This window comes from Mycobacterium sp. 852013-51886_SCH5428379 (assembly GCF_001665575.1).
Lineage (GTDB): Bacteria > Actinomycetota > Actinomycetes > Mycobacteriales > Mycobacteriaceae > Mycobacterium.
Window position 1 is genome coordinate 56,305 of sequence record NZ_LZSU01000042.1, and the last position, 23,659, is coordinate 79,963.

General features: G+C 68.8%; 22 protein-coding genes and 1 pseudogene. 10 read left to right on the top strand and 13 right to left on the bottom strand.

Annotation, left to right across the window (positions count from 1 at the left end; translation table 11 throughout):
- Nucleotides 1–56: 56 nt before the first annotated feature.
- The 5 genes from A5757_RS17635 (at nt 57) to A5757_RS17655 (ending at nt 4,621) form a co-directional block, all read left to right on the top strand.
- Nucleotides 57–986, top strand: a complete 930-nt coding sequence (locus A5757_RS17635; protein ID WP_066836440.1) for a mechanosensitive ion channel family protein — start codon at nt 57–59, stop codon at nt 984–986.
- A gap of 26 nt (nt 987–1,012) precedes the next feature.
- Nucleotides 1,013–2,662 (top strand): ATP-binding domain-containing protein, encoded by a 1,650-nt coding sequence (locus tag A5757_RS17640; RefSeq protein ID WP_066836442.1) that lies wholly within the window; start codon nt 1,013–1,015, stop codon nt 2,660–2,662.
- Between the two features lie 92 nt (nt 2,663–2,754).
- A complete protein-coding gene (locus tag A5757_RS17645; RefSeq protein WP_066836444.1) occupies nt 2,755–2,973 on the top strand; it encodes a type II toxin-antitoxin system CcdA family antitoxin in 219 nt (72 codons plus the stop codon).
- Nucleotides 2,970–3,383: a type II toxin-antitoxin system VapC family toxin gene (locus A5757_RS17650; protein ID WP_066836446.1), complete on the top strand. Its 414-nt coding sequence runs from the start codon at nt 2,970–2,972 to the stop codon at nt 3,381–3,383. The genes A5757_RS17645 and A5757_RS17650 overlap by 4 nt, the downstream gene beginning before the upstream one ends.
- A gap of 446 nt (nt 3,384–3,829) precedes the next feature.
- Nucleotides 3,830–4,621 carry a tripartite tricarboxylate transporter TctB family protein gene (locus A5757_RS17655; RefSeq protein WP_066836448.1) on the top strand — a complete coding sequence of 264 codons (792 nt, stop codon included), beginning with the start codon at nt 3,830–3,832 and terminating at the stop codon, nt 4,619–4,621.
- A gap of 7 nt (nt 4,622–4,628) precedes the next feature.
- Here A5757_RS17655 and A5757_RS17660 read toward each other — a convergent pair whose 3' ends face one another.
- The gene (locus A5757_RS17660; RefSeq protein WP_066836450.1) at nt 4,629–5,654 is read right to left on the bottom strand and encodes a DUF2293 domain-containing protein; all 1,026 of its coding nucleotides are present in this window, start codon (nt 5,652–5,654) and stop codon (nt 4,629–4,631) included.
- A gap of 95 nt (nt 5,655–5,749) precedes the next feature.
- Here A5757_RS17660 and A5757_RS17665 point away from each other — a divergent pair, with 95 nt between their 5' ends.
- Nucleotides 5,750–7,135 (top strand): wax ester/triacylglycerol synthase family O-acyltransferase, encoded by a 1,386-nt coding sequence (locus A5757_RS17665; protein WP_066836452.1) that lies wholly within the window; start codon nt 5,750–5,752, stop codon nt 7,133–7,135.
- On the opposite strand, the pseudogene A5757_RS23985 reads toward A5757_RS17665, so the two are convergent.
- The 4 genes and pseudogenes from A5757_RS23985 to A5757_RS17685 form a co-directional block, all read right to left on the bottom strand.
- Nucleotides 7,122–8,052 (bottom strand): annotated as a pseudogene (locus A5757_RS23985) (LysR family transcriptional regulator). The gene A5757_RS17665 and the pseudogene A5757_RS23985 overlap by 14 nt on opposite strands.
- A 36-nt stretch (nt 8,053–8,088) precedes the next feature.
- Nucleotides 8,089–10,404, bottom strand: coding sequence for a CoA transferase (locus A5757_RS17675; RefSeq protein WP_066836454.1), 2,316 nt, complete (start codon nt 10,402–10,404; stop codon nt 8,089–8,091).
- The gene (locus A5757_RS17680; protein ID WP_066836456.1) at nt 10,404–11,600 is read right to left on the bottom strand and encodes an acyl-CoA dehydrogenase family protein; all 1,197 of its coding nucleotides are present in this window, start codon (nt 11,598–11,600) and stop codon (nt 10,404–10,406) included. The genes A5757_RS17675 and A5757_RS17680 overlap by 1 nt, the downstream gene beginning before the upstream one ends.
- Nucleotide 11,601: 1 nt before the next feature.
- On the bottom strand, nt 11,602–12,696 hold the full coding sequence (locus A5757_RS17685) for an acyl-CoA dehydrogenase family protein (protein WP_066836458.1): 1,095 nt from the start codon (nt 12,694–12,696) through the stop codon (nt 11,602–11,604).
- Between the two features lie 196 nt (nt 12,697–12,892).
- Between A5757_RS17685 and A5757_RS17690 the strand changes: the two genes are divergently transcribed.
- Nucleotides 12,893–13,312, top strand: coding sequence for a pyridoxamine 5'-phosphate oxidase family protein (locus A5757_RS17690; RefSeq protein ID WP_197497372.1), 420 nt, complete (start codon nt 12,893–12,895; stop codon nt 13,310–13,312).
- A gap of 25 nt (nt 13,313–13,337) precedes the next feature.
- Nucleotides 13,338–15,053, top strand: coding sequence for a hypothetical protein (locus tag A5757_RS17695; protein ID WP_066836460.1), 1,716 nt, complete (start codon nt 13,338–13,340; stop codon nt 15,051–15,053).
- On the opposite strand, the gene surE is transcribed toward A5757_RS17695, so the two are convergent.
- The 7 genes from surE to A5757_RS17730 all read right to left on the bottom strand — a co-directional run bounded on the left by surE (nt 15,020) and on the right by A5757_RS17730 (nt 21,162).
- Entirely contained in the window at nt 15,020–15,799 is a 780-nt protein-coding gene (gene surE / locus A5757_RS17700) for a 5'/3'-nucleotidase SurE (protein WP_066836462.1), read from the bottom strand. The genes A5757_RS17695 and surE overlap by 34 nt on opposite strands.
- A gap of 45 nt (nt 15,800–15,844) precedes the next feature.
- Nucleotides 15,845–16,870: a 1-phosphofructokinase family hexose kinase gene (locus A5757_RS17705; RefSeq protein WP_082929534.1), complete on the bottom strand. Its 1,026-nt coding sequence runs from the start codon at nt 16,868–16,870 to the stop codon at nt 15,845–15,847.
- 42 nt (nt 16,871–16,912) lie between these two features.
- A complete protein-coding gene (locus tag A5757_RS17710; protein ID WP_066836927.1) occupies nt 16,913–17,329 on the bottom strand; it encodes a hypothetical protein in 417 nt (138 codons plus the stop codon).
- A 75-nt stretch (nt 17,330–17,404) separates the two neighbouring features.
- The gene (locus A5757_RS17715; RefSeq protein ID WP_066836464.1) at nt 17,405–18,280 is read right to left on the bottom strand and encodes an LLM class F420-dependent oxidoreductase; all 876 of its coding nucleotides are present in this window, start codon (nt 18,278–18,280) and stop codon (nt 17,405–17,407) included.
- A 39-nt stretch (nt 18,281–18,319) separates the two neighbouring features.
- Nucleotides 18,320–19,480, bottom strand: coding sequence for a N(5)-(carboxyethyl)ornithine synthase (locus A5757_RS17720; protein WP_066836466.1), 1,161 nt, complete (start codon nt 19,478–19,480; stop codon nt 18,320–18,322).
- The gene (locus A5757_RS17725) at nt 19,477–20,466 is read right to left on the bottom strand and encodes an NAD-dependent epimerase/dehydratase family protein (RefSeq protein WP_066836930.1); all 990 of its coding nucleotides are present in this window, start codon (nt 20,464–20,466) and stop codon (nt 19,477–19,479) included. The genes A5757_RS17720 and A5757_RS17725 overlap by 4 nt, the downstream gene beginning before the upstream one ends.
- Before the next feature lie 114 nt (nt 20,467–20,580).
- Nucleotides 20,581–21,162, bottom strand: coding sequence for a YdcF family protein (locus A5757_RS17730; RefSeq protein ID WP_066836468.1), 582 nt, complete (start codon nt 21,160–21,162; stop codon nt 20,581–20,583).
- A gap of 171 nt (nt 21,163–21,333) precedes the next feature.
- Here A5757_RS17730 and A5757_RS17735 point away from each other — a divergent pair, with 171 nt between their 5' ends.
- The gene (locus A5757_RS17735) at nt 21,334–22,041 is read left to right on the top strand and encodes a GAF and ANTAR domain-containing protein (RefSeq protein ID WP_066836470.1); all 708 of its coding nucleotides are present in this window, start codon (nt 21,334–21,336) and stop codon (nt 22,039–22,041) included.
- Nucleotides 22,042–22,081: 40 nt separating this feature from the next.
- Nucleotides 22,082–22,828, top strand: a complete 747-nt coding sequence (locus A5757_RS17740) for a GAF and ANTAR domain-containing protein (protein ID WP_066836472.1) — start codon at nt 22,082–22,084, stop codon at nt 22,826–22,828.
- Between the two features lie 9 nt (nt 22,829–22,837).
- Here the strand turns inward: A5757_RS17740 and A5757_RS17745 are convergent, their stop codons facing one another.
- Nucleotides 22,838–23,635, bottom strand: coding sequence for a GAF and ANTAR domain-containing protein (locus A5757_RS17745; RefSeq protein WP_066836474.1), 798 nt, complete (start codon nt 23,633–23,635; stop codon nt 22,838–22,840).
- Between the last annotated feature and the right edge of the window lie 24 nt (nt 23,636–23,659).

Sequence of the window (23,659 nt, forward strand, 5' to 3'; positions counted from 1 at the left end):
GTTCGCGGAGGCCCCGCCCGATAGGCGACAGGCTTTGTGGGTATGCGGTCGCCATCATGGATGTACACAACCTCGCCTTCGAATGGACTGACACCAACAAGCACTGGCTCATCGAGGTCCCCATCCGCATCGTCGCCTACGTCGTCGTCGCGCTGATCGCCCGTTATGTGCTGCACCGGATGATCGACCGCGCGGTCAGCGGCCGCAAGAACCACAACACCGCGGTAGAGGCCAAGAAGCCGCCGCTGCTGCGCCATCTGCGTGATCGCGCACCGTCGGGGTCGGCCGCCAAGACCGCCGAGCGGCGCCAGCAGCGCGCCCAGACCATCGGATCGGTGCTCAAATCGACCGTCTCGATCGTCATGCTGATCTGGGTCGTGTTGGCCCTGCTCAACGTGCTCGGCGTGAACATCGCCCCGTTCATCGCCTCGGCAGGCGTGGTCGGGCTGGCCATCGGCTTCGGTGCCCAGAACCTGGTCCGTGACTTCGTCACCGGCGTGTTCATGCTCCTCGAAGACCAGTACGGCGTCGGCGACACCGTCGACCTCGGCGAAGCCGTCGGCGAGGTCGAAAGCGTCGGCCTGCGCGTCACCACGGTGCGCGACATCGACGGCACCCTCTGGTACGTCCGCAACGGGGAGATCGCCCGCGTCGGCAACATGAGCCAGGACTACGCCGTCGCCCGCATCGAGATGCCCGTCGCGCTGACCGCCGACGTCGCCCTGGCCGAGAAGGTGGCCGTCGACGCCGCCGAGGAGGCCCTTGGAGATCCCGCGCTGGCCGCCAAGGTGCTCGGCAAGCCCGAGATGCTCGGGGTGCAGGAACTCTCGCCCGACCTGCTGACGCTGCGCATGACACTCAAGACCAAGCCCAACGCTCAGTGGTCGGTCCAGCGCACCCTGCGCCGCGAAATTCTGCGCGCCTACGACCAGAACGGCATCGAACTGCCGGCCCGGGGCCGGGCCTACGCGATGGCCGACGAATAGACCCGACGCTCGCTAGTGTCAGCGCGGTGAGCATCAGCCCCGATGAACACCCGCGGCTCAACGCCTCCGAGCGCAGCACCTATCGTGCGCTGATCGATCAGCTCGAGCCCAACGACCTCGTCGTCCCCGGGCAGCGCGTCACCGATCACCTCAAGGATCACGAGGTCGACTTCGTCGTCGCGATCGAAGGTGCCGGCATCGTCTGCGTCGAGGTCAAAGGCGGGGAGGTCTGGCACGACGGCGCGGGCTGGCGTCAGATCCGCGGCGGCCGCGAGTACGCCATCGAACCGGTCCGGCAGGCCCGCGAAGCCTGCTACGCGCTGCGGGACTTCGTCGAGAAGGACCCTCGCTGGACGCAGGGCCGGCTGCGCTGGGACCACGTCGTCGTCCTGCCCAACACCGAACTACCCGACGACTTCGGGCTGCCCGACTGTCCGCGGTGGAAGGTGATCGACCGCAGCGATCTGCCCCAGCTCGTCGCCCGGCTGCGTGAGGTGCTGGTCCGCCAGGAACTCGACCGGCCGCTGCTCACCAAGGAGGGCCTCGACCAACTCGGCGCCGCATTGTCCGGCCGGGGGCTGCCGCAGCGTGACGTCGTGGCCCGCGCCCTGGCCAACGAGGACGCCGCCGACGCGCTGACCGAACACCAGGCGGTCATCCTCGACGCCATCCGGCTACTCCACCGCGTCGAGGTGCGCGGCGGCGCCGGCAGCGGCAAGACGTTCCTGGCCATGGAGCAGGCGCGCCGGCTCGCCCAGCGAGGGCAGCGCGTGGCGCTGGTCTGCTACTCCCACGGTCTGGCCTCCTACCTCGAGCGCATCGCCGCGACGTGGCCGCGCCGCCAGCAGCCGGCCTATGTCGGCGAGTTCCACGCGCTCGGGGTGCAGTGGGGCGCCCCGGAAGGTCCCGACGAGGCCGTGCGCAACGACGAGACGGTCCGGTTCTGGGAACACGACCTGCCACTCCAGATGGCTGATCTGGCAGCGCAACTCGAGCCTGGACAACGTTTCGACTCGATCGTCGTCGACGAGGCTCAGGACTTCGCCGACGCCTGGTGGGATCCGCTGCTCGCCGCGTTGCATGATCCGGTCGACGGCGGTCTGTACGTTTTCAGTGACGAAGGTCAGCGGGTGTTCAACCGGGTCGGGTCACCGCCGGTGCCCCTGGTGCCGTTGATCCTCGACCACAATCTGCGCAACACCCGGCAGATTGCCAACGCGTTCCAACCGCTCGTCGACCACCCGATGCGGTTCCTGGGCGGGGAGGGGCCCGCGGTCACGTTCGTCGCCTGCGACCGCGCTGAGGCGATGGACGCCGGCGACGACCAGATCGATCTGCTACTCGAACAGGGTTGGCGCGCAGAGGATCTCGCGTTGTTGACGACGGGCAGCCGGCATCCTGAGCAGGCCGAGCGGCAGAAGAACGGGCACACGGCCTACTGGGATTCGTTCTGGGATACCGATCAGGTGTTCTACGGGCACGTCTTGGGCTTCAAGGGTCTCGAGCGGCGCTGCGTGGTGCTCGTGGTCAACGAGGAGGGAAAGTTCGAACGCTCCCGTGAACGGCTCTACGTCGGATTGTCCCGCGCGCGTGACCAACTGGTCGTCTGCGGGGATCCGGCGTTCATCCGGGAGGTGGGCGGGCCGGACCTCGCGCGGCGGCTCAACGTGCCTTAGCGGTAAGTGGTACCTGTTTGGGTGACCGACGTGTAGGTCCGGGTGTCGTCGTGGGTAACGGGCGTCAGAGCTCGAGTGTGTATATTGTGTGGATGGCCCGGCTCAATGTGTACGTCCCCGACGACTTGGCAGAACGCGCCAGAACGCGGGGACTGAACATCTCGGCGCTGACTCAAGCCGCGATCCGCGCCGAATTGGAGGGTTCGGCAACCGACGCGTGGCTCGAGCGCCTGAGAGTGAGAAATACCGAAGCGCGGCATGTCGACGTGTTGAAGGCCATCGACGCCGCCCGCGACGAACTCGGAGCATGAGCGACTCACCGGCGTTGCCGCGGGAGAAGGTGGTCATCGATGCGAGTGCGATGGTCGACCTTCTCGCCCGCACGGGTGACCGGTTCTGGGCGGTGCGACGGCGACTGGCGGGGACTGTGATGTACGCACCCGCCCACTTCGACGCTGAGGTGCTTTCAGCACTGGGGCGATTGCAGCGCGGCGGCGTGCTCAGCGTTGCGCATGTCGAGACAGCACTGGACGAACTCCGGGATGCGCCAGTGACTCGACACGATCTCTCGCCCCTGCTTGCCGGAGCGTGGGCGCGTCGCGACACGGTCCGCTTGGCCGATGCGTTCTACGTCGAACTGGCCGATAACGCAGGTCTGAGATTGGTGACCACGGACCAGCGGTTGGCCCGTGCTTGGCCTTCGGCCGACGTGATCCAGTGAATGGTGCACCGCGGGTGTCTGATCGTGCGTAATGCGCTACGCATCAATACGATTCGCGCCCGGCGGAAGGCGCAGATTCGTTTCATCAGTTTCCGACTGCGGTAAGACGATGGGCAAGTGAGATCCGGCGCACGGCTTATCCGTTGATCGAGAGTGAGAAGAGGTCCGGCCAGCCCTCGGTGACCCAAACTCCGGCCGGACCGGAGTACAGCAGCGCAGTGATGGCTGCTGATGCGCCGCAGACCAGGGGTGGCCTCACCGACGATGGTGCGCGCGCGGCTGACCAACGGTTCAGGACCGTATCGGATCGTCACGCCACCATCCCTGCCGAGTAGCTGCATTTGCTTTCTGGCTGCCGGCAAACCCGTGGTCGGCTGACACGACGCGAATGGTTGTCGGTGGCCACCGCTAACTTGGCGACCGAGGGGGAGGGAAGTGGTGGGGAAATGAGTAAAAGCTCGTCCGGGGGGTCCGTCGGCTTCGCGATATTCGTGCTCCTGGCTCTACTGGCGCAGATCCCGAAACCGGTGTGGATCGCGCTGGGCATCGCCGTCGGCGTGGCCGCGGTCTGCTGGTTCGTGTACGCCTGCGTCGAGGCCTGGGACCAGCACCTGCTCGCGAAAGAGGAACAGGCTCGCATCGAGCATGCCGAAGCGGTCGCCGCCGCCAAGCGGGAACGCGAGGAGAAAGCCCGACGACTCAAGCAGCACCGCCTCGACACTCTCGGCAAAGACAACGCCGCACGCCTGGAATCCGCGCTGAGCGCGGTGCGGCGGATCGCCGCGACCGAAGCCGCCCGTGACGGATGGCTGGGGGACGTCGACTTCACCGCCGACATACAGGCGATCACCGCCAACTTCGAGCAGGTCCACGCGCTGCGTGCGGTCACCGGCAAGCTGTCCGCGCTGTCCAAGCCGAGCGCCGACGACCGTCGCATTCTCGCCGAGGCCAAGGCGACCGCCGACACGCTCGAACGCGCCGCCGTAGGACGCGTCAACCTGATCAGCAAGTGCGCGAAAGAGGCGCAACTCATCGACGAGTCGCTGCGCGAGGAACGTGAGGACGCCCGGGTTGCGGAGAAGCGCGCCGAGTTGCACGGCAAGCTGAGCGCGATGCTCTACGGCATCGAGGCCACACCGGACAACACGCCGGAGAACTCGGCGGTGGACACCGTCATGGCGCGCGTCGCGGCGTATCGCGAGATCAAGCAGCAGATCCGGCTGGCCGGCGCGGACTGAGCGAGGCTCAACTGCCGAGCACGGTGACTCCCTCGCGCCAGGCCGCGAGGATGTCCTCGACGCGTGCGCGCACCCGGTCTCGAGCCTCGTCGCGATCCACTCCGGACATCAGGAGGTCGGCGTAGTCGGTGTCGACATGCCGGACCGAGGCCGCGACGGCGAGCCGGATGGTCTCGGGATCCAGCGCGCGGCCGGCGGCGGTGCGCGCGCCACGACCGCTGCCGCGCAGCGCCGCGTGATAGGCGATGGCGTCGGCGCGCGCGTCCGGACAGCCAGGGAACAATGCGCGGATTGCGTCGGCGAACTGGCCGCGGAACTCCTCGTCGACGCCGGCCCGCCGCGCGGAATCCCGTTGCCGGCGGGCCGCACGTGCGTCGGCATCCTCGAGGCACTGGCGGGCGGCCGACTCGATGGCTTTGGCTTCGGTGAGAATCCCGTGGCGCTCATAGCGATTGTGCTCGCTGTCCCAACGCTTCACGGCGGCGGAGAACCGGCTCGCCTTCGCGGTCCGGCGGGTCAGCGTGGCGTCGCCGGCGGGCAGGAAGACGAGGTGACCGAAGTCGGCGCACTCCAGACAGCGGATGCCGCGCCGTGTCTCGATGAGTAGGTCGTCGCTGACACCGCAGGAATCACAGGTGCACGCATCCACGGTCGACACCAGTGAGATAAAGCGCATACGAGGGATCCGCACCCTTGGCGCAGGCTGCTCGCTGCGGGCCCAGCGGGTCGCGAAACGGCGCTCGAAGTCAGTGTCGCCGTCGACGGTGAACCGATGGTCCCCGTAGTCGGTGTGCCACGGTTCGAGGCCCTGGCGCCGAGCCCATGACTCGAGCGCGTCCAGCGCTTCGCCGGCCTTGGTGAGGTCCACCGAAAGGCAGAGCGCGAGTCCGGTGACGCGATAGGACATCCAACGCTTCACGTTGCGATCGGCGAGCCACCCCAGGCCGACCAGGACGTCGAGGGATGTGACGAACTGCCGCTCGACCAGTGCGGCCTCGGCAAGGCTTGCAACGCGGGTTTCCAGACGGTCCATGACGCGTTCGAGGCTAGATCGGCGGTCCGACAAGTCGGGTGCAGTCGATGCGGCGCGGGTTTCATCGACCGGCCGGCACGGGTACTGGCAAACCCATGGAGCGGTTGAGTGGCCTTGACGCGGGACTTCTGTACAGCGAATCTCCCGCGGTGCCGCTGCATGTCTGCTCGATCACCGAGATGGACACCTCGACCGTGCCGGGCGGCTACACCTTCGAGCGCTTCCGCGACGGCCTCGCTGCGCGGATGGTCGCCCTGCCCGAGCTCCGCGCCAAGCTCGCCGACAGCCAGCTCAACCTCGACCATCCGGTGTGGGTGGAGGACGAGGACCTCGACGTCACCCGGCACGTGCACCGCATCGCGCTCCCCGCTCCCGGCGGTCGCCAGGAGCTGACCGATATCTGCGCGCACATCGCCTCCAACCCCCTCGATCGCAGCAAGCCGCTGTGGGAGATGTGGGTGATCGAGGGCCTCGACGGCGCCGCCGCGGAGGACGGCGGCCGGCTCGCCCTGATGCTCAAGGTGCACCACGCCGCCGTCGACGGCGTGTCCGCAGCCAACGTCCTCAACCAGCTCTGTGATACCGAGCCCGACGCACCGCTGCCCGAGCCCGTCGAAGGACCCGGCGGCGGCTCACCGCTCGCGATCGCCGCCGACGGCCTGTTCCGATTCGCCATGCGCCCCTTGCAGCTCACCCGCGTCATCCCGGTGACGACAGCGATGGTCGTCGAGACCGTCAAGCGCGCGGCCAGCGGCACCGCCATGGCCGCTCCGTTCTCCGCGCCCACCACCCGCTTCAACGCCGAACTCACCTCCGAACGCACCATCGCCCTGGTCCAGCTGGACCTCAACGACGTCAAGAAGGTGAAGAACCGCTTCGACGTCAAGGTCAACGACGTGGTCATGGCGCTGTGCGCGGGTGCGCTGCGCGACTTCCTCTCCGATCGCGACGAGCTGCCCGACCGGCCGCTGATCGCCGTCGTCCCGTCGTCGGTGCACGGGCAGACCGACCGCGCCGGCCGTAACCAGCTGTCCGGCATGTTCTGCAACCTGCACACCGACATCGGCGATCCGGTGGAGCGGCTCAAGGCGATCGCGTCGTCGAACGTCAACGCCAAAGAGCACAGCGGCTCCCTGGGCCCGACTCTGCTGGTCGACCTCGCGCAGAGCATCTCGCGCGGCATGTTCTCCGGGCTGATCGGTCTGCTGTCGCGTACCCCGCTGCCTCAGACCGCGATCCACAACGTGGTCATCTCCAACGTCCCCGGCCCACCGACCACGCTGTACACCGGCGGCGCCGAGGTCAAAGGTCTCTATCCGCTCGGCCCGATCTTCCACGGATCCGGCCTGAACATCACCGTGATGTCCCAGGGCGATCGGCTCAACGTCGGCATCATCTCGTGCCCCAAGCTGGTCGACGACCTCGCCGACCTCGCCGACCGCTTCGAAGACGAGCTCGACGAACTGCTCAATCGCTCCTGAGCGGCGGCCCCAACTCGGCGGCGATCTGCTCGACCAGCCGCTCCACCTCGGCCAGCTGCTTCACCCGTTCCGGCACCCACGCCAGCGCGATCTCGATCAGCGGCCAGGTGCTCTCGTCGATGGGTATCAGCGTGAACTCCGGCGGCGAGAACATCCGCCCGATGAACGACTCGGGCGCATAAGTCACCACTGCCACCAGATGCCGGTTGAACACCTGCGTGACCATCTCCAGCTCGCCGCCCCGCTGGTTGGTGGTCCGCACGATCTGCGTGACGCCGCGCGCGTTGAGCTGCCGGGTCAGACCCGCCAGCACCATCGGGTTCGGTCGTGCGAAATCGATGGCCACCTCGCGGCCGCGTAACTCCTCGATCGACACCAGGTCTCGCTGCGCCAGCGGGTCGTCGGCCCGCACCGCGATCGCCCCCCCGGTAGCGGGCGATCACCCGGCGGTGCAGCCGCTTGTCCGAGGCCGGCAGATGGATCAGGCCCAGGTCGATCTTGCCCGCCACCAACTTCGCCGTGACCTCCGCCGCCGAGCCCGGCACCGTGTAGTCGACCGGAATGGGCAGCCGTGCCACGGTGTCCTCGAGCCGGGCCAGGAGATCCGACGGCGCGTACGCGGTCGCACCGAGGCGAATCGCGCTGACCTCCTTGGTGATTCGGCTCGCGGTCGTCTTGAACTCCTCGACCTGCCGCAGAATGTCGCGCGCGGGCCCGATCAGTTCGCTGCCCAGTTCGGTCAACCGCACCTCGTGGTAGCCCCGCTCGAACAGCGGCCCGCCCAGCTCTTTCTCCAGCAGCTTGATCTGCTTGCTCAGCGGCGGCGGGGTGATCATCAACCGGTCCGCGGCGCGTTTGAAGTGCAGTTCGTCGGCGACCGCGACGAAGTACTTCAGCCGGGTGAAGTCGATCTCCATTACCCGCATCGTAGAAGAGCCACCGCAGCGGTCCCCTCAGGATGGCGGCGTCACCGTCTCCAACACGCCGCGCTCCATCAAGTCGGCCACCTCGGCGGCGCCCAGCCCGAGCAACTCTGCGGCCACCTCGGCGGTCTGCTCACCGAGCAGCGGCGCCTGACCCAGTGGGGGATCCGGCACGTGGTCGGAGTGGAACACCACGTTCTCGAGCGTGAACGGCGTGGCCGCGTACGGGTGCAGTTCGTCGCGGAAGTCCCGGCGGGCCACGAAGTACTCCCACTGCGGCACCTCGGCCGGATGCAGCACCGCCCCGGCGGGCACCCCGGCGGCCTGCAGCGTCGTCATCGCCTCGGCGGCGGTGCGCGTCGACAGCCACTCGCGCACCGCGTCGTCGACCCGGTTGCGAGCCCGGGCGCGGTCGGCGCGGGTCACGAGTTTGGCGGCCAGGTCCGGTCGCTGCAGCACCTCGCACAGGGCACGCCAGTCCGCGTCGTCGCGCACCGTCACCGCCACCCACTGATCGTCGCCGGCCGCGGGCAGCACCGCCCACGGGGCGTCGTGCTCGGGCTCGGGTCGCGCCAGCGCCGTGGCGGCGATCTGCGGCGCCAGGTGGCTCAGCATGACCTCGGACTGCGCGACGGCTGCGGCGCCGCCCGCGTTCGTGCGCTCGCGGCGCAGCAGTAGCGCCAGGGCGGCCAGCGTGCCGATGCGGGCCGACACGTGGTCGGGGTAGACGGTGATGGTGTCGCAGAAGCTGCCCGGCTCCTCTGGATACACCCACTGGTTGGTGAATCCGGCCTTGGCCCGCACCAGCGGCCCGTAGCCCAGGCTCCTGGCCCACGGCCCGGTCGGTCCGAACGCGGAGCTCTCGACCACCACGATGCCGGGGTTGATCGCCCGCAGTGACTCGAAGTCCATGCCGAGCGCCTGTGCCACACCGGGTTTGAAGTTGGACAGCACCACGTCGGCCTGTTCGGCCAGCCGGTAGGCCAGCGTGCGGCCCTCATCGGAGCGCAGGTCGATGCCGATGGAGCGCTTGTTGCGGTGACCGGCCGCGTAGGCCTGCGTCATCTTCGTCAGGCTGGTCCGCATCCCGTCGGGATACGCCGAGTTCTCGATCTTGACGACGTCGGCGGCGCCCAGGTCGGCGAACAGCCGTCCGGTGTCGGCGCCGACCACGATGACGCCGAGGTCGAGCACCCGGATGCCTTCCAGCGGCAGACCCTCGTCGCGGCGGGGGCGGGCGGCCAGGACCGGTGCTCCCGCGGGCCGGGCCTGTCGCGACGCCGGGGTGTCGAGTGCGCTGGCGCGGTGCCCGTCGACCTCGATGACGCCGACCGGCACCGGCGCCGTCAACCCGTCGGTCAACTCGACATCACGGAAAAACCCACGCGCCGTGCACTGTTCGGAGTCGATCGCCTCCTCGAGCGTGAGCACCGCGGCGGTGGGCACGCCGTGGCGTTGCCCTTCCCGTTCGAGTTCTGCCCGAGTCTTGTCCGCGGTGAACCGTTCGATCGCGGGCAGCAGGTCGGGGCTGCGGAACCGTTCACCCATCCGGTCGAACTTGGGGTCGGCGAACTCCTCGGGCCGGCCCATCCACTCGAACATGCCGCGCCACTGCCGCTTGGCCAGGATGCAGATCCGGATGTAGCCGTCCTTGCACCGCAGGATCGGGTAGCGCTGCCGTTCGGAGTTCCAGTCGCGGCGCTGCTCGGTGATCGGCACACCCGCGGCGGCCGACCCGAGGGTGCCGAACGGCGGATCCAGCGCCTGCATCGCTCCTTCGAGCACCGAGAAGTCGATGAGATCGCCTTCGCCGGTGCGTAGCCGGTCGAGGAACACGCTCAGCGTCGCGACCGCGGCCTGCGCGGCGGCGGCGTGATACGGCAACTCACCCGGCGGCACCAGCGGCACGCGGCCGGGGATGCCGGAGCGGGCCAGCTCGCTGCTCAGCGCGAGCAGCACCGGCGTGGTGGCCTGCCACTCGCGAAACTCGTTGTCCCGTCCGAAATCACTGACCGACAGGATCACCAGTCCGGGATGCTCCGTCCGCAGACCGCGGACGTCGAGCGTCGCCTCGGCCGCCGATCCGGGGCGGGTGGATTCGATGAGGATGTCCGCGCCGGCCACCAGCTCGGCCCACCGGGTGGCGTCGTCGACGGTCTCCGCTGTGATGCCGTGCCGGTTGATCATCGTGTCGAGCGTGGCGGCGTCATCGACGGTGACGCCGCGCAACTCGACGGCAGCGACGTCGGCGCCCAGGTCGGTCAGCAACCGGCCGACCGCCGTCATCGGACCGGAGGACAGGTCGAGGATGCGTACCCCGGACAGGGGCGGGTCGTAGTCGGACATCAGCTCTTTCGGGCCTGCCGGAACGGGATCTCGCGGTCGACGTCGTTCTCGCGGGGCAGTCCGAGCACCCGCTCGCCGATGATGTTGCGCTGGATCTGGTCGGTGCCGCCGCCGATCGAGGTGAAGAACGCGTTGAACGTCAGGAAGTTGACGTCGTCGGCGACCGGGTTGTCGCTGCCGGCCAGCAGCGCCTCGGCGCCGATCAGCTCGGTCTTCAGCGCCGCCTCCGAGTGCAGGATGCGCGACATCGCCAGCTTGCCGATCGACATGATCGAGCTCGATGTGCCCAGGTCGGCCGACGCCTTGGCGCGGGCGTTGTTGAGCCGGTTGAGTTCTCGCCGCGACAACACGGTCGCCAGTTCGTGGCGCACCGACGCGTCGTCGAGGCGGCCGTGCTCGCGGGCCAGCTCGACCAGGCTGTCGGCTTTGCTGCGGTTACGCGACGAGCGACCGCTGTCACCCATGATCGACCGTTCGTAGGCCAGCGCGGTCTGCAGCACCTTCCAGCCGTTGCCGAGACCGCCGACGAGATATTCGTCGGGCACCGAGGCGTCGCTGATGAACACCTCGTTGAAATGCGATTCGCCGGTGATCTGCACCAGCGGCCGGATCTCGATGCCGGGCTGGCGCATCGGGATGATGAAGAAGCTCAGGCCCTTGTGCTTGGGCACGTCCCAATCGGTGCGGGCGATCAGCAGTGCGTATTCGGCGTGCTGGGCTCCCGAGGTCCACACCTTCTGGCCGTTGACGATCCATCGGTCACCGTCTTTGACCGCGGTGGTCCGAACGGCGGCCAGATCCGAACCCGCGCCCGGTTCGCTGTAGAGCAGGCAGGTGCGGGACTGCTCGGTGAGGAAGCCGCGCAGCAGATCGCGTTTGATCGTCTCGGTGCCGAAGCGCAGCAGGGTGTTGGCGGGGATGCTGTACCGATCCTGATCGGCGCCAGGGGCTTTCACGGCGCGGAACTCGCGGAAGACCACGGCGGCGAGGTCGGCGGGGTAGCCGCGGCCGAACCATTCGGTGGGGTAGGTGGGGACGGCGTAGCCGGCGTCGAGCACCTTCTCCATCCAGGCGATGCGTTCGGGGGAGCTGACCCACGGATCGGCGGACGGTTCCAGACCCGTCCAGTTCGCGGCGAGCCAGTCGCGGACCTCGGTGCGCAGTTCGTCAGCGCTGGGCAGAGTGGTATCGGCCATGTCAGGCACCCTTCGAGGTGAGGTAGCGCTCGCGGAACAGTCGTGGTGCGCCGAACAACTGGAGTCCGGTGCGGGCGCGGCGGGCGTACATGTGCGCGGGGTGCTCCCAGGTGAAACCGATACCGCCGTGCATCTGGATGGCCTGCATGGTGATGGTCTGATAGGCCTCGGCACAGGCGAAGCCGGCGAGAGCGACGGCACCGGCGATGTTCTCGCCGTTCTCGGCGTGCTCCGCGGCGGCGTACTGGGCGGCCGACGTGGCCGACTCCAGCTCGATCAACAGGTCGGCGGCCATGTGCTTAAGCGCCTGGAAGCTGCCGATGGGCCGGCCGAACTGCACGCGGGTCTTGAGGTAGTCGACGGTCTTGTCGAACATCCGGCGCGAGCCGCCGACCTGCTCACCGGCCAGTGCGATCACCGCGAGGTCGAGTGCCTCCTGGACCGCGTCCCAGCCGCGGGTGCCGATGCGTGTCGCGGGGGTGTCCGCGAATGTGAAGGTCGACAGCCGGACGGTCGGATCGAAAACCGTTGCGGCGGTGCGGGTGAAGCCGTCGGCGTCGAGCGCGACCTCGTAGACGCCGATGCCGTCGTCAGTGCGGGCGACCACCAGCACCACGTCGGCGATCTGACCGAAGACGACGTAGTGGGCCTCGCCGGTGAGCCGGCCGTCGGCGTCGGCGCGCACGTCGACGCCGTCCTCGGTCCAGGTCCCGGTCTTACCGGTGAGCGCGACGGTGCCGATGGCGGTGCCGTCGGCCAGACCGGGCAGCAGTCGCCGCTTGTACTCCGCGGTGCCCGCGGCCTGAAGCAGCGCGACGGTCAGCACCGCGCTGGACACGAACGGGGACGGCAGCAGTGCGGCGCCGGTCTCCTCAGCGACCGCCTCGAGCTCGAGGGCGCCGAAGCCGACACCGCCGAACTCGTCGGCGACCAGCATCCCGGCGACGCCCTGCTCGGCGAGCTGCTGCCAGAGCCGCCGGTCGAAACCCTCGTCGGTCTCCATCACCCGGCGCACCTGCTCCTCGGTGCACGCGTCGTCGAGCAGTTCGCGCACCGCCGTCCTGAGCTGCGTGCGTTCTGCACTGCTGATCGTCATGGCCCCATGGTTCGGGACGGTCGACGATCTGTACATCACGGATGTCGACATTGACGCGTTTCCGATCGGCACATCCTGCTGGTTGACTTTGCATCCAGAGCGCCCATGACTCGCATCTGGCGATCTGAGTGCAAAGTCAATCGTTACCGGTGGCGCTCCCGGGAATGTGATCCACGTCGCAGGAGTTGCCACTGCCATGGCGAAGATGAGCACCGAAGAACGCGAGCAGTTCCTGGCGGACCTCCATGTCGGCGTGATCGCGGTCGAACGCCCGGACCGGGCGCCGCTGGCCGTGCCGATCTGGTACGGCTACGAACCCGGCGGCGACGTCGTCCTCTGGACGGACGAAGGCTCGCTGAAGCACCGCCTGATCCGCGACGCCGGGCGCTTCACCATCGCCGCCCAGGACGAGCAGCCGCCCTACAAATACGTCACCGCCGAAGGCGACGTCACCGGCATCGGCCCCGCCGTCGACGCCGACGCTCGCGCGATCGCCGTCCGCTATCTCGGCGCCGAGGCCGGCAACCAGTTCGCCGACGAGAACCTCGGACCCACGTCCATCGTCATCCGGATGCGACCGACACGCTGGACAAGTCTGGATTATTCGAAGGACTAGCTCACACCTCGGCAATAATGCCGCGGTGGCATCGACCAGCAACCAGACGTCGTCTCTGGTACGGCGCGTACTCGACGACGCGCGCCGCCGGCCCGCGAACCTGCGCCCCACCGCGCTGCCGGTGCCGCTGCGGACGCTCGCGGTCCTGACCTGGCTCGGCGCCGCGGTCATGCTGGCGTTCGGTTTCATCCCCGGCGTCTTCGACGCCGAGGAGTACTCGCTGTTCGGCGGCGAACTCGCCTTCCGCTACACCGCGATCTGGCCGCTGCTCTGCGGGATCGCCGTGGGCTCCGGGATCGCCGCAGTGGGCTACCTCTACTCGACCACCAGCGAGAGTGCGCCGCAGCATCACTCGCTGCTGGCTTGGTGCGCCGGTATCGCCACGCCGCTCATCCCCGTCCTCATCCTCGCGATCGACCGCACCTGGCAGACGATTCCGGCCGCTGCCGCATGGTTGGCCGCCGCCGCACTCGTCGTCACCGTCCTGCACATCCGGCGTCGACCGCCCCACCCGTGGCTCGGCGTCGTCCTCGTCTGCCTCGTCGCCGCGCCGTGGATCCCCAGCATCGTCGCCAACATCCGGTTCGGACGCGCACTGCACACCACCGAACCCGTCGACCCCTACGAACTGGTCGCCCACCTCATGGCCAACCTGGGCACGACGACCTACGTGCCCGGCATCGCGCTCGCCTTCATCGCCGCCATGGCCACCGGTGGTGTCGCGCTCGCCGCGCACTCACGAGCCGCTGTGGCACACAACGTCGCCCGGCGCGGCTGGGGAGTGGCGGCGATCGTGTGCGTGGTTGCCGTGGCGGTGATCGCGCTCGAGGTGTCCGGACTCTGGGGCGTGTCTTCCGGCTACCTCGAGGGGTACTGGTCCCTCGGCGAGATCGGCTCGTGGCCGCACGCCGTAATCACCGCAGCCGCCATCGTCGTGGTGACGCAGCGTTCGTTCCGGACGCCGCTGCGGCCACGCGGTGACGTCGCCACCACGCTGGCCGTCGGTGTCAGCGCGTTGGCCGTCCAGATCCTCGTCGCCGTCGTCGTGATCGCCAACCTCGTCTCCCAGGCGATCACCGGGTTCACGCCCTCCACCATCACCCCGCCCGCCGGGCTCGAGTTGCTGATCATGTGGGTGGCGCTGCTGGCGGTGGTCCCCGTGGCGGTGCTGCCGCGCTTCCGCGGCTCGGTCGGGCGATCGGTCGCCGTCATCGCCCTGCTCTATCTGGTGCCGGTCTATGTCGGCGTCACCGCGCTGCAGCTCGATCTCGACGTCGCCTTCAAGTTCTGGGCGAAGGCCTCGCAAGTCGCCATCTGCCTGACGGTGATCGCCTGCATCGCAATGGTTCTCGGGATACTCGGTAAGCAGAAGGCCGTTCCCGCGGAGATGGCGACCCGGCTGGCGCTCATCCCGCTGCTCGTCATCAGCGGTACCTCGTGGCTGCCGTCGGTGCTCGCCACGCCGCTCACGCCGATCATCGCCGTGACGGCCGCCCTGTACGCCCTGCTGTGGACAATGCCCACCGCCGCGGACAATCCGAACACCCACAGCGGCGTCGTTCTCACCGTGTCGGCGCAACTGTTGCTCGTCGCCGCGGCGGCCGCCATCGTGAACGTCTATCCCGATGTGTCGGCGGACGATCCGACGCTGGCGCTGCTGTTCTTCGGCGTCCCGCTGAGCGCGCTGCTGTGTGCGAACGTGCGGGCTCAACGCCTGCCCGACGAGTCCAACCAGTTCTGAACCAGGTCGCCGTCGTCCGCGTCGATCGACCGCAGCACCGTCAGCGTCGGGTGCCCGGCGATGAGAAGCGCGGTGTCCGTGCCCTCCTCGGGTTCGTCGGACACCTCGACCTCGGACAGGTGCAGGCCGCCGTCACCGACCTCGTCGACGCGGGCCTGTACCTCCCCGCCCCGTGCCAGCCGCGCATGGCGCAGCGGTTTGAGTTCCGATTCAGGACAGTCGGGCACATTGAGCGAGAGCGCGGTGCCCTCGGGCGCGTCGGCCAGCAGCTCGAGCACCGGCCCCACCAGGTTGGCCGCGGTGTCCCAGTGCCGTTCACCGGTCGGATGCAGCGGGACGTCGAGCGAGACCGCCAGTCCTTTGACGTCGTTGATCTTCGCGGTGAGCGCCGCGCCGACCGTACCCGAGTGCAGGATCGCGCGTCCGACGTTACCGCCGTGGTTGATTCCCGACAGCACGACATCCGGTGGCTCCTCGAACCAGCCGTTGAGCGCGGCGTGCACGATGTGTCCGGGTTGCGCGCGCACGGCCCACACCTCGATACCGTTCAGGCCGGGCAGCTCCCGCCGTTCGACGACGGTGCGGCCGTCCTCGCGGACCGCGGTCAAGGCGGCACTCGCGCCGCTGGCCTGTTCGGCCGGGGCGGCCACGATCACCTCGAGGCCCGCGGCCTTCGCGGCCGAAGCCAGCGCAAAAAGGCCGGGGGAGTCGATCCCGTCGTCGTTGGTCACCAGTGCGCGGCGCACGCGCTACCTCCCCGAGTCTCGTTGTCTCGCATCACTTCTGTCCGTTCACTTCCAGGGCCGCAGCTCGACCCGTTCGGCGAGTGTCTGCACGGCGCGCGCACCGCCGGTGCCCAATCCGTGCCGCACGACGTTGAGCGCGCCGCAGGCCGCCCCGATCTGCAGGGCCCGGCGCAACGACTCGCCCTGCGCCAGAGCGGAAACGATGCCCGCGGTCATCGAATCTCCTGCGCCCGCGGAGTCGGCCGGCTCCAGGCTCGGCATTGCGATCTCGACGATGTCCCCGCCGCGCGTCGAGTTGTCGGGGTCCTGCTCGTCGAGCAGGGCGAGTGCCGGTGCGGCGCCCGAGCGGGAGACGACGACGGTGCCTGCCCCGTCTTTGCGCATAGCGCGCATGCCCTCGACGAGATCCTTGGCGTCCTCGGACTTCGCACGCCCGTCGGCGAGCAGTTCCTCGTGGCTGACCTTGATGAGGCTGGGCTTGCCGGCGAGCACCGCCTCGAGCCGCTCGCCCGACAGGTCGGCGGCGACCTGACATCCGTTGGCGCCGAGATCGGTGGACAGGCGGCGATATAGGTCGGGGGAGATGACGTCGTCCTCCTGCGGACCCGACAGCAGCACTCGGCCGTGCGTCAGCCCCTCGGTGAGGGTGAGTTCGTACAGCGAATCGGTCTCGTGGCGGTCCAGCGGATGGCCCGCGGTTTCGGCGATGACGTCGCGGCCGCCGGAGCGCCGGTCGTGGACATAGGAGCCGTTACGCGAGGTGACCGGAACGGTCCGCACGGTGATGCCCTTGCCGGACAGCATGGGGCCGATGACGTCGCCCGTCTCACCGCCGAGCGCACAGCACAGCACGACGGGCACGCCGAGCGAGGACACCATGCGGGACTGCCAGACGCCTTGTCCGCCGGCGTGGACGTGGATGTCGGCTTCGCCGGAGAGATCCTCGATGGTCACCGTCAGGACGGGCAGCGGGGCGAAGATGACGACGGCGTTCCCACGGTCAGCGGATTCGGACTCGGAGGACTGCTCGTCGCTGGTGGCGCCCCTCGATGGGCTCGCTTTCTTCGTCATGGGTCACCTGTACCCACTTCGGGCATGTCGGCACAGACGCGCTCAGCGGTCGCGGCGGAACCGCGGCTTCGGCTTCTCGTCCGTCGGCTTGGCGGGCGGCTCGTCCCGCGGGCCCAGTCCGGTGATCCGCCCGACCGTGCCCACCCCGGGCAGATTGCCCACGGCGCGGTACATCGCGTCGCCCTGCGCGATGAGGGCCTGCAGTTGCGGCAGGACGCGGTCCATCGCCTGCAGCGTCGGGTCCGCGAGTGCGATGTACCTCTCGAACCGGTCCAGGGTGGTGTTGAGGCGTTCGGTCGCCTTCGCCAGGTTCTCGATCAGCTCGGGCAGCTGACCGACGAGCTGAGCCGAGGCCGTCGGCATCCGGAGCGCGCCGGCGGCGACATCCTGCGCGGCCTGGAGCGCACCTTGCGCGGCGGCCCGGATGTCGCCGGGCGTCGGGTTCTTCGATTCAGCCATGACCCAACTGTGCAGCACGCGGTGCGCGATATGGCTGCTTTCGGGGCGCGCCGCGCGCGAAGTTGCGTAACGGGGTCAGCCGAGTTCCGCCAGCTGAGCCACCGCGGGCGCCATACCGTCGATCCACGACGACGGCGACCCGCCTGGCGTCGTGATGATCACCGTGTGCACCCCGAGCTTCGCGTAATCGGCCATCTGTCGGACGAAGTCGTCGCGAGTGTCCGGTTCCGGCTTCGGATTCTCCGCGAGGATCGTCACCTCGATTTCCGCGAAGTCCCGATCGACGTCGTCGCAGTGTCGCCGCAGCACGTCGATCTTGTGCCGGACATCGTCGGGCGATGACGCGAACAGATTGCACGCATCGCCGTACGCCGCGACCAGCCGCAGGGTCTTGCGTTCACCGCTGCCGCCGATCAGCACCTTCGGCTTGTTGATCGGCTGCGGATTACACAGCGTCTCGGCCAACTCGTAATGCTTGCCGTGGAACGGACCGTTGTTCTGCGGATCCCACATCTGTGCGCAGATCTGCAGTGTCTCCTCGAGGCGCTCGAAGCGTTCGGCCAGCGGCGGGTACGGGACCCCGAGCCCGAGATGCTCCCGCTCGAACCACGCCGCCCCGATGCCGAGCACGGCCCGGCCGCCGGAGAGCACGTCCACGGTCGTGACCGTCTTGGCGAGCAGTCCCGGATGCCGGTACGTCACGCCGGTGACCAGCAGCCCGAGCCGGATCTGCGTGGTGTGGGCGGCCAGGAAGGCCAGCGACGTGTAGCCCTCGAGCATGTTGGCCTCGGCCGGCAGGCCGGTGGGTTCGATCTGGAAGAAGTGGTCCATGAACGACAGCCAGGTCGCTCCGGACGCCTCGGCGGCGTCGCCGACCCGGGCGAGTTCACCGGCGATGGCGCTCGTCCCGCCGTCGATGTCGAAGATGGGCACGTGAAATCCAAGGTCCATGCTTCGCGACAACCGGTGTGACCCGCGCCGCATTCCCGCTCAGGAGAACTCGTGCGGAAATTCCTCGTCGCGGCCCTGAAAGGACAAGATGGCCGGGTTGAGCACCCTGCCGTCCCGAATCTCGATGGCGCGCTTGATGGTCGGTGTCTGGTCCCACGCCGTCGGCCCGGCCATCACGGTCTGCAGATGGGGGAGCAGCGCCTCGCTGATCTCCCAGGTCGCCGAATTCCACAGGTACGACGGGCTGTGGTCGACGGCGTAGTAGAGCAGGCCGTCACCGACGGTGCGCGACGGATCGGCGAACGACGTCGGCTCGGCCCAGCTGAATCCCATCCCCGCATCGCAGGACACGTCGATCAGCAGGCTGCCCCGCCGGAACGCCGGCAGGTCCTCGATCGACAGGAAGATCAGCGGCGCCGTCGGATCCTGCAGCACGCAGTTGACGACGATGTCGTGTTCGGCGAGGAACCCGGCGACCGGGACGATGCCGTCCTCCGGGGTGTCGGCCCAGATGCCGTCCACCTGGTCCTGATCATTGGAGCCCTGACCCATCTGCACGATCTGTGTCCCGGGAATGGGCGAACCCACTGCGGCCACATCACGGCTGGTCAAGACCTGCACGTCGTCGACGCCGTGGGCCTGCAGCGCGGTGACCGCACCGCGTGCGGTGGCGCCGAAACCGATGACGGCCGCGCTCATCCGGGGTCCGTAGGTGCCGGTGATCCCGGCCAGCTGGAAGGCGTGAAGCACCGAGCAGTAGCCGGCGAGCTCGTTGTTCTTGTGGAAGACGTGCAGGCCGAAGCTGCCGTCCTCCTTCCAGTGGTTCATCGCCTCGAACGCGATCAGCGTCAACTCGCGGTCGATCGCGACCTGGGTGAGCTCGGTGTCCTGCACGCAGTGCGGCCACCCCCACACGATCTGCCCGGACCGCATCTCGGCGAGGTCCTCGGCCTGCACTTTGGGCAGCACGATGACGTCGCAGTCGGCGATCAGCTCGGCGCGGGTACGGACACCGCCGACGAACTCGGCCAACCCGTCGTCGGTGGCGCCGAAGTCGGCGCCGTAGCCGCTCTCGAAGAACAGCCGCCCGCGGATCTCGGGGTCGATTTTGCTCAGATGCGCCGGATGGATGGGCAGCCGCTGTTCGTCGGGCTTGCGCGAGTGCGCCAGCACGCCCACCGAGAGCTCGGGGCCGGTCATAGCCGGCCGACCTGCCGCAGTCCCTCGACGGTGTCGGCGATGGTCACCGCCGGATCGCGTTGCTTGATGCCCAGTTCACGTTCGGCCGGGCTGTCGTCCGAGGACGGCATCTGCGTGTAGTACTGCATGGCCGCAGAGTTGATCGGCGTCTCGAACGGGAGCTGATCGCCGATCACGTCGAACAGCCGGCCGAGGGTGCGCAGCGCGACGTCGGGCACGGGTAGGACGGCGAGCGTGCGGTCCGCGGCCTTGCCCATCATCGACGCCAGATCCCCGACCGGTACGCGCTGGCCGCCGGCCATGTAGCGGCGCGCGCCCTTGCCCGGCTCCAGCAGCGCGACGTGCAGATCGGCCAGGTCGCGCACGTCGATCACGATCCACGCGGCACCGCGGCCGGGGACGCCGCGCATCTTGATCGACGCCTCGACGCCTTCGGCCGCCTCCCCGAACTGGTCACCGGCCGGCGGCCCGAGCACCATTCCCGGATAGGTGATGTTGACCGGAGCGCCGCCGTCCTGCAGCCCGCGTGCGTACGCCTCGACGGCGGCCTTGGACCGGCCGTAGCCGTCCGAGCCGCCGACGACCGGCAGGTCGGCGTGCAGCACGTCCAGCCCCGGTTTGAACAACGCGGAGAAGCTCGAGACGTGGATGATCGGGTCGATGCCCGCCTTGGCCGCCCCGCCCAGCACCAGGCGCGCGCCCTCCAGATTCGTGCGCAGCATCTCGTCGGCCATCGCGGGATCGGTGGAAACCATTGCCGCGCAATGAATCACCGCATCGCAGCCGTCGAGAGCCTCGGCCGTCGACTCCGGATCGGCGATGTCACCGATGATGTGGTCGCTGATGTCGACGCCGATCTTGGCGGCACTGGTCTCTAGGCGCTCGACCTTGCGCACCAGCAACCGCGTCTGGTGGCCCGCATCCTGGACCGCTTTGGCCGTCCAGGCGCCGACGAACCCGGTGGCGCCTGTGATCAGAACTCTCATCGACATCCCTCGCTGTTCGCGCATACGGAACGGCCTCGGACACTACCGGGCCGCAATGGCACCACACTTATGCCCGATGCGGGGGAAGAATGAACGTGACGTCGGCGAATCGCGTCAGCTGACAGCGACGAACGGACTGATCGCGTCGCGCGCGAACTGGAAAACGTTGACGTTCGGGCTGCCGTCGGGATAGCTCACGGTGGCAAGCACATTGCCGCCCGCATCGACGAAGTTGCCATCCGCGCGGTCCTGATGGGTCGACGACGTCACCAGGATGATCCCCGAGGTGCCGGCCTCCTTGGCCAGCGGCACCGAGAACCTCGCGTTCTGGACGGTGCTGTTCGCCCGGTCTTCGACGATGATCCGGTGGGCCGGGAATCCGAGCATCACCAGCATGTTGCGCATCTGTCCCGCCTCGGTCTTTCCGTTGCGCGGGTTACCGCCGGTAACGATGATCGGTGACTGCGGAAAGAACTGCGCCACAGTCAGTCCCGTGAGTACCCGGCGGCGCAGAATGGTGCGCATGCTGCCGTCGGGTTCCAGGCCGTAGCCCAGGACGACGATCGCGGGCTTGGAGAAGTCCTTCGCCGCCACCGGGGCGGGCTGGGCGTGCGACACCGCCGGGGACACCCCGCCCAGAACGCCGGCGACCACGAGCGCGGCGGCGGCCAGAGCGGTTCTCCAACGGTGGCGCATGCGACCTCCACGGCAGACATTCGGTGGGGTGGGTGATGTCAACGGTGTCATCGTGTCCAGCGGTGCGGTTGTTACCGCGGGCCGGCGACTCGCTATTCCGCTCCGCCTGGAGGAGGGTGGGGGAGTGACGTCTGTCTCCGGCCTGGCTCCCCCACCACCGTTCGGCTGACCGTGTCGATCGACAAACGACTGCTCGACGCGGTCGACGGCCGGCGGGGGACCGACGCCGCCGACCGGCTCTGCGAGGCCTGCGTGCTGCTTTTCGACGTCGACGCCGCCGCGATCTCCATCGTGTTCGACGGCGCGAGCAGGGGCACGCTGGGATCGAGCGACGAACCCGCCCGCCGCTTCGACGAGGTGCAGTTCGTCGTGGGCGAGGGCCCCTGCCTGGAGACGGTGACCGCCCGAGTCCCGGTGTCGATCGCCGATCTCGCCGATCCCGCGGAAACCCGCTGGCCTGCCTACGGGCGGGCGATGCTGGCCTACGACATCCGCGGCATCCACGCGCTACCCGTCGTGGTGGCGGGTGAGTACGTCGGTGCACTCGACCTGTTCACGTATCTGCCCGGCACCCTCAGCAGTTCTCAGCTGACCGGCGCGGTCGCCGCCGCGGAACTGGCCGCGATGTCCCTCCTCGACCTGATGACCGACGATCTGCGCGCCGCTGTGGACGAACCCGGCAACAACGCCTGGACCGAGCTCAACGCGCTCAGCCGCGTCGAGGTAAGCCAGGCGACCGGCATGCTCGTCGCCCAGCTCGGAGTCGAACCGGCCGAGGCGCTGGTCCGGTTGCGGGCCCATGCGTACGCCACCGGCCGGACCGCCACCGACGTGGCGCGCGACATCCTGGACCGCCGGTTGACACTCGAAGCCGACTGACGTGCCGCACCACTGACTCTCATCCCGGATAGGAGGCACCATGACCGCTCGCGAGACCCAGGTCCTCAGCGCAGTCGCTTCGCTCGTCGACAGCCTGCTGGTCGATTTCGACGTGGTGGACCTACTGACCGATCTCACCAGCCGCTGTACCGACCTGCTCGACATCGCCGCCGCGGGCGTGCTGCTCGCCGACCCGCTCGACCAGCTGCGGCTGCTCGCCGCCACGTCGGAGGCCGCGCACGAACTCGAGCTGTTCCAGCTGCAGGCCGACGAGGGTCCGTGCGTCGACTGCTTCGCCAGCGGGGAATCAGTGTCGATCGCTGACATCGGCGCGGCTGCTGACCGCTGGCCCCGGTTCGCTCCCGCGGCCACCCGAGCCGGCTTCGCCTCGGTGCACGCCCTGCCGATGCGTGCGGCCGGGATCGCCCTCGGCGCGCTGGGTCTCTTCGGCGCCCAGCCCGGCGAACTCGGCGACAGTAATCGGCTGATCGGTCAGACCCTGGCCCACATCGCCAGCGTGGCGATTCTGCAGGAGCGTCCGCCGACCCCGGCGACGGTGCTGCCGCAACTGCGCACCGCGCTGACCCGGCGCACGGCCGTCGAACAGGCGAAAGGGTTCCTGCGCGGCACCCTCGGCATCTCCGTCGAGGAGGCGTTCGTCGTGTTGCGCACCTATGCCCAGAGCCGCGCCGACCACCTCAGCGACGTCGCGCGCCGGTTGATGACCGACCCCGAGGCCCGCCCGGCGATGGTGGCGGCGATGGCGGAGATCGCACGCCCGGGGTAGACCGTCAGGTCACCGGTGCCGGGCTTTGGCGCGCCGCACCGCCTCGTCGACCAACCGTTCGGCGATGTCGCGCAGCTTCATGTGCTCGCTCTGGCTCATCTGGACCATCCGGTCGAACGCCTCCTGCGACGTCGCCCCGGTGCGGCTGCGCAGGATGCCGACGGCCTGGTCGATCAGGGCGCGGCTGTCGAGGGCGCGGTGCAGCGTCTCGGTCCGGTTCTGTGCCTGCGCGAGCAGTCGCGCGTTGTACACCGACGCGGCGGCGGGACCTGCGAATTGCGCGCCCAGCTGCACCGCCCAGTCGCCGAAGGCGTCGCGCTCGTAGGCGTATGCGTTGATTGCGCCGATGACGTCGTCTCCGACCAGCAGTGGCAGCGACAGGGCCGAGTGCACGCCCATCCGTGCCACCCGGCCGCCGAAGTGTGGCCACCGGCGGTCGCTGCCCAGGGATCCGCTGACGACCGGCCGACCCGTCTCCATGCAGGTCAGGCATGGGCCCTCGTTGAACTGCTGGTACTGGACCGTGTCGATATCGCGGACGAAGTCCGCTGTGGCAGAGGAGGTGTGGACGCTGGAAAGACCCTCGCCGGGCTCGATCAGGGCGACGCCCGCACCGTCGACACCCGGCATCGCGGTCACGGCGAATTCGGCGACGGTCCCGAGCGTCTCGGCGAGACCGCGGGCCCCCGCGACGATGCCCGCCACCCCGGTGAGACCGGCGTACAGATCCGCCTCGTCGGCGTGCACCTGCGGCGTCTCCGGGTCCACCGGAGCCGTACGGCCGGGTTGGGCGTCGTAGTCAGGCATGTGAGTTCGAATGTAACGGGGGAA

Excerpts from the sequence above, each read along its gene's own strand:
- A5757_RS17635 (WP_066836440.1), top strand. The coding sequence starts at position 57 with ATGGATGTACACAACCTCGCCTTCGAATGGACTGACACCAACAAGCAC.
- A5757_RS17645 (WP_066836444.1), top strand. The coding sequence starts at position 2,755 with ATGGCCCGGCTCAATGTGTACGTCCCCGACGACTTGGCAGAACGCGCC.
- A5757_RS17650 (WP_066836446.1), top strand. The coding sequence starts at position 2,970 with ATGAGCGACTCACCGGCGTTGCCGCGGGAGAAGGTGGTCATCGATGCG.
- A5757_RS17655 (WP_066836448.1), top strand. The coding sequence starts at position 3,830 with ATGAGTAAAAGCTCGTCCGGGGGGTCCGTCGGCTTCGCGATATTCGTG.
- A5757_RS17660 (WP_066836450.1), bottom strand. The coding sequence starts at position 5,654 with ATGGACCGTCTGGAAACCCGCGTTGCAAGCCTTGCCGAGGCCGCACTG.
- A5757_RS17665 (WP_066836452.1), top strand. The coding sequence starts at position 5,750 with ATGGAGCGGTTGAGTGGCCTTGACGCGGGACTTCTGTACAGCGAATCT.
- A5757_RS17675 (WP_066836454.1), bottom strand. The coding sequence starts at position 10,404 with ATGTCCGACTACGACCCGCCCCTGTCCGGGGTACGCATCCTCGACCTG.
- A5757_RS17680 (WP_066836456.1), bottom strand. The coding sequence starts at position 11,600 with ATGGCCGATACCACTCTGCCCAGCGCTGACGAACTGCGCACCGAGGTC.
- A5757_RS17685 (WP_066836458.1), bottom strand. The coding sequence starts at position 12,696 with ATGACGATCAGCAGTGCAGAACGCACGCAGCTCAGGACGGCGGTGCGC.
- A5757_RS17690 (WP_197497372.1), top strand. The coding sequence starts at position 12,893 with ATGGCGAAGATGAGCACCGAAGAACGCGAGCAGTTCCTGGCGGACCTC.
- A5757_RS17705 (WP_082929534.1), bottom strand. The coding sequence starts at position 16,870 with ATGACGAAGAAAGCGAGCCCATCGAGGGGCGCCACCAGCGACGAGCAG.
- A5757_RS17710 (WP_066836927.1), bottom strand. The coding sequence starts at position 17,329 with ATGGCTGAATCGAAGAACCCGACGCCCGGCGACATCCGGGCCGCCGCG.
- A5757_RS17715 (WP_066836464.1), bottom strand. The coding sequence starts at position 18,280 with ATGGACCTTGGATTTCACGTGCCCATCTTCGACATCGACGGCGGGACG.
- A5757_RS17720 (WP_066836466.1), bottom strand. The coding sequence starts at position 19,480 with ATGACCGGCCCCGAGCTCTCGGTGGGCGTGCTGGCGCACTCGCGCAAG.
- A5757_RS17725 (WP_066836930.1), bottom strand. The coding sequence starts at position 20,466 with ATGAGAGTTCTGATCACAGGCGCCACCGGGTTCGTCGGCGCCTGGACG.
- A5757_RS17730 (WP_066836468.1), bottom strand. The coding sequence starts at position 21,162 with ATGCGCCACCGTTGGAGAACCGCTCTGGCCGCCGCCGCGCTCGTGGTC.
- A5757_RS17740 (WP_066836472.1), top strand. The coding sequence starts at position 22,082 with ATGACCGCTCGCGAGACCCAGGTCCTCAGCGCAGTCGCTTCGCTCGTC.
- A5757_RS17745 (WP_066836474.1), bottom strand. The coding sequence starts at position 23,635 with ATGCCTGACTACGACGCCCAACCCGGCCGTACGGCTCCGGTGGACCCG.